Origin of the sequence: Streptomyces sp. FH025, from assembly GCF_017427025.1 — a bacterium.
GTDB lineage: Bacteria > Actinomycetota > Actinomycetes > Streptomycetales > Streptomycetaceae > Kitasatospora.
The window spans coordinates 1-4,320 of sequence record NZ_JAFLNG010000658.1 but is presented as its reverse complement, the minus strand read 5'-3'; the positions used below and the strand labels follow the sequence as shown (position 1 = coordinate 4,320).

The 4,320-nt window shown below is 71.8% G+C and carries 2 protein-coding genes, 3 tRNA genes and 1 pseudogene; 4 read left to right on the top strand and 2 right to left on the bottom strand.

Annotated elements, in window-relative coordinates; genetic code table 11:
• A partial coding sequence (locus J0670_RS31515; RefSeq protein WP_207815316.1) for a PAS domain-containing protein occupies positions 1-1,338 on the bottom strand: 1,338 nt, incomplete at its 3' end.
• A 178-nt stretch (positions 1,339-1,516) separates the two neighbouring features.
• Between J0670_RS31515 and J0670_RS31510 the strand changes: the two genes are divergently transcribed.
• The 3 genes from J0670_RS31510 (at position 1,517) to J0670_RS31500 (ending at position 1,969) form a co-directional block, all read left to right on the top strand.
• Positions 1,517-1,610, top strand: a tRNA-Ser gene (locus J0670_RS31510).
• Between the two features lie 174 nt (positions 1,611-1,784).
• A tRNA-Arg gene (locus tag J0670_RS31505) sits at positions 1,785-1,860 on the top strand.
• 33 nt (positions 1,861-1,893) lie between these two features.
• Positions 1,894-1,969 (top strand) — tRNA-Arg (locus J0670_RS31500).
• Positions 1,970-2,059: 90 nt separating this feature from the next.
• Here the strand turns inward: J0670_RS31500 and J0670_RS40390 are convergent.
• Positions 2,060-3,262, bottom strand: coding sequence for a globin domain-containing protein (locus J0670_RS40390; RefSeq protein ID WP_307806784.1), 1,203 nt, complete (start codon positions 3,260-3,262; stop codon positions 2,060-2,062).
• 806 nt (positions 3,263-4,068) lie between these two features.
• On the opposite strand from J0670_RS40390, the pseudogene J0670_RS31490 reads away from it, so the two are divergent.
• Positions 4,069-4,320, top strand: a pseudogene (locus tag J0670_RS31490) (hypothetical protein); the annotation flags it as partial.

Below are 4,320 nucleotides of genomic sequence, written 5' to 3'. Positions count from 1 at the left end.
CAGGTGGGCCAGTGCCCGGGCGAGCCGCCGCTCGTCGGCGATCACCTCGACCGCGGCGGCGTGCACCGAGAAGCGCACCCGGCCCGCGCCGACCAGCGCGCCGGCCTCCTCGACGGCCCGGCGGACCACCTTGTCCAGGCCGACCGGCACCCGCTGTGCGGCCTTCCGCCCGTCCTCGGCGTCCTTGCCGTCCTTGGAGTCCTTGCCGTCCTTGGCGGCCCTACCGGCCCCGGCGTCCTTGCCGTCCTTGGGGCCGCGGCCCTCCGCGGGGCCGCCCTCCCCGGTCTCGGAGCGCTGGTGTTCGAGGACGTCGTCGATCAGCTTGCCGAACCGGCGGCACTCGTCGGCGAGCCGACGCAGCGTCCAGTTGGCCTCCGGCCAGAGCTGCCCGGCCGGGTCGGCGGCGAGCGCGTCCAGCCGCTGGTTCAGCGCGCTCAGCGCACCGCCCAGCTCGTCCTCCAGAACGGCGGTGAGCTGCGCGTTGCGGGCGATCAGGGCGAGCTCGCGGCTGCGGTCGGTGAAGGTCATCACCGCTCCGACCAGCTGGTCGCCGTCCCGGACCGGGGCGGTGGTGAGGTCGACGGTGACCGGGCGGCCGTCCTTGCGCCACAGCACGGTGCCGCGCACCCGGTGCTTGCGCCCGGAGGTCAGGGTGTCCAGCAGCGCGGATTCCTCCAGCGCCAGCGGGGTGCCGTCGGCCCGGGAGTGCTGGATCAGCGGGTGCAGTTCGCGCCCGCCCAGCTCGCTCGCCCGGTACTCCAGGATGTGCGCGGCCGCCGGGTTGACCAGCACGCAGCGCCCTTCGAGGTCCACCCCGAGCACGCCCTCGGCGGCGGCCCGCAGGATCATCTCGGTCTGCTTGTGCTGGCGGCGCAGCTCGGCCTCGACGCCGAGCCGGCCGGAGAGGTCGCGGACCAGCAGCAGGAGCAGGTCGGAGGAGGACGGGGAGCGCGAGCCCTCCCCGTAGGGGTCGTACGGCGCGAGCGGGGAGCGCGCGTAGGAGTCCCCGCCGTCGTCGACGAAGTCGTTGCCGGAGACCTCGACCGGGAAGGTGGTGCCGTCGGTGCGGTGGGCGGTCATCCGGACCGGGCGGTCGGGGGCGTCGCCGTCCCGGGTGGCCGGGCGCATCGAGCCGGGGATCCGGCTGGGATCGAACTCGGGCAGCAGGCCCAGCACGCCCATCCCGACCAGTGAGGTGCCCGGTGCCTGCAGCGCCTGGACCGCCGCGCTGTTGGCGTCGACGACGGTGCCGTTGCTGTTCACCAGCAACAACGCGTCGGGCAGGGCGTCGAGTATGGCGCCGAGGCGAGCAGCGCCTCGGATCGGCCTGCTGCTCACTTCGACAGGTCTCCTCGGCTCAGGGCAGCTCCTCCGGAGTCGGCAGTATCTCATTCTTCTTTGCGGCGGGGACGACCCGCCTAGTAACGTGGGCGGTGGTTGGTGCCGAGCCCCACGGTTGTGGCATCATCACTGACACACGGAACGGGTCCGCTTCACGCGGGCGTGGTCCATGTGGGGAGGCTTCGCCTAGTCCGGTCTATGGCGCCGCACTGCTAATGCGGTTTCGGGGTTATTCCTGATCGAGGGTTCAAATCCCTCAGCCTCCGCCAGCCGGGAGCCCCGTCGACGATCTTGTCGGCGGGGCTCTTCGCATGTCCGGGGCCGTCCTCAGGCCGCTCCCGGTGGGGCCCGCCGGGGCCTCCGGGCTTATCGATTTCGCCCCACGTCGCAGGTCATGTAATGTTGTCCACGCAACGCCCCGGGGGCAACGGTCACCAGGGCGAGCGCTCATAGCTCAACGGATAGAGCACTTGACTACGGATCAAGAGGTTGCAGGTTCGAATCCTGCTGAGCGCACCACAACCTCCGCAAGATCGGGTTCGCCCGTTCCTTGCGCTCATAGCTCAACGGATAGAGCACTTGACTACGGATCAAGAGGTTGCAGGTTCGAATCCTGCTGAGCGCACCAGCGAGAAGCCCCCGGCCACCGGCCGGGGGCTTCTCCCGTTGTGGCGTCGATCACGTGTCCCGATCACGCGTCCCGATCGCCCGCCCCGGATCACCCCAGGTCGGTCCGGTTGATCCACGGCACGTCCCGGTGGTCCAGGAACCAGTCCGAGCTGGTCAGCGGCCGGTCCCGGTTGAAGGTCAGCGGAGCCGGATCGTGTCTGATCAGCCCGGGTGCGGAGGGCAGGGCGCGGAGCAGTTCGGCGAGCTCGGCGACCAGCTCCGGCGGGCCGCTGAGGTGGACGTCCCAGCCGGTGAAGTCGCCGTGCCGCCGCAACGTCTCCCGGAGCAGCGCGGTGACCCCGTCCGGTCCGGCGGCCGGACCGGGGACGGCCGTGAGCACCCGCAGCCGGGGGTTGCGGACGAGCAGCCGGCGGACCGTGTCCAGGTCGTACTGCCCGGCCGCCGAGCGGGCCGCCAGCAGCACGGTGGCCTCGCGCTCCGGCTGCTCGGCGGTGAGCTGCTCCAGCAGCGCCTTGGTCTGCCCCCAGCCGCTGCCCGCGGCGACCAGCAGCAGCGGCCGCTCCGGGGCGGGGGCGAGCACCGCGTCGCCGAGCGGCGGCCCGAGCCGCAGCAGCTCGCCGGGCATCACGTCCTGCACCAGCAGGGTGCTCAGCAGCCCGCCGGGCACCCGCCGTACGTGCACCTCCAGGCTGCCGTCGGAGCGCGGCGCGTTGGCGATCGAGTACGGCCGCCAGACCCGGGGCGCCCGGGGGCTGCTGATCGTGACGTACTGGCCGGCGGTGAAGGGGTACGGGCGCATCGGGGCGAGGGTGAGCACGACCAGGTCCGGCGCGGCCCGGCGGCGGGAGGCGACCTCGGCCTCCCACCAGGCCGGGTCGTCCTCCGGGAGGTCGCCGGCGGCCCCGGTCATCACCTGGGCGATCACGGTGTAGGCCTCGGTCCAGGCCTTCTCCGTCTCCGGCGTCCAGTAGTGCCCGGAGCACTGCCGCAGCGCGGCGATCAGGCTGGCCCCGACGGCCGGGTAGTGCTCGGGCGCCACCTGGAACTTTCGGTGGTCGCGGCCGAGTGCCCGCAGGTACGCGGTGAGCCCCTCGGGGTCGTCCAGCCGCAGCACGATCCGGGTGAGCGCGGCGAACATCCGGTCCCGCTGTTCGTGCAGGGAGGCGGGGAAGAGCGACCGCAGCCCGGGGTTGTGGTTGAACAGGTGGGCGTAGAAGAAGGTGGTCAGGTGGTCGGCGCGGCGTTCGACGATGGCGAAGCTGGCGCGGATGACCGCGGGGTCGAAGGGCACCGCACCGCCTCCTGCTAGGCCGGCCGGGCTTCGGTGAGTGCCGCGCCCATGGCGGGCTCGTGGGGCTCTACGGCCGCGAAACCGCGTTTGACGAGTACGGGGTCCATAGTCACGGGGCCCGACTCTACTGAGCGGGCGGGTTATTCGAACAGAGTTCTCCGACGAGTGGTCAGGTATCGGACGCGGGTGCCCGCCGGATTTGGCCGGGACCTTCCTCTCCCGGGCGCTCCGATGGGCCGTTCGGGTGGGATCTATTGCCTCCTAGTGGATGAAATGCAGCTGTTTCGGGTACATCCCGTCCTGCCGCACGGATGACCGCCAAACGGGTGGGACGCGGCCAAAGGCCCAGGTGTCGGAGTATGACCGGCCCGGGATCGTGATTCCGTTTTGTCGGATCTTGTTCCCAGACTGCCCGCCGCCCCGGCAGCCGACCGCGAAGGAGAGCCGGATGAGCCGACAGTTTTCCCGCACGGCTACCGCCCTGGCCGCCCCCGTCCCGTCGCCCCTGAGCGGCGCCCAGGTCCTGAGCGTCGCGCCGACCCCCGGCGCCCGCCGGTTCCGGGCAGTCGCCGCCGCCGAGCCCCGCACGGCGGTTGGCACTCCACGGCGCTGACCTGCGCCGAACCGTCCCGACCATCCGCTCATGTGCCTGCGCGTCAGGTCAGCCTTGGACGATTCGTCAGGAAATGTCGACACACCTCAGCCAAATGTCGCATTTGATGACGTATGAACTTAGCCTGACTCTGGCACTGCCCGTCAGATCCGGGCCGCCCGTTGCGCGACACACCGACCCAGAGGATCCGTGCATGGACGTCACCCGCGATTCGTCGCAGCGACCCGACCACCTGCCCACGTCGTTCCCTCCGGCGCTGCCGGAACGTTCCGGCGCCAGCTCGCTGGCCAAGACCGCGACCGTCGGTGCGCCCGCCGGTCCGGCCGTCAACGTGGCCAAGGCCGCCAAGCCGGTCGGCCCGGCCGACGGCGGCCCGGTGACCGCCCCGCTGGCCGTCGTCCCCGCTCCGTCCCAGGCCAGCCCGACCGACCTGCGGGAGCCGATG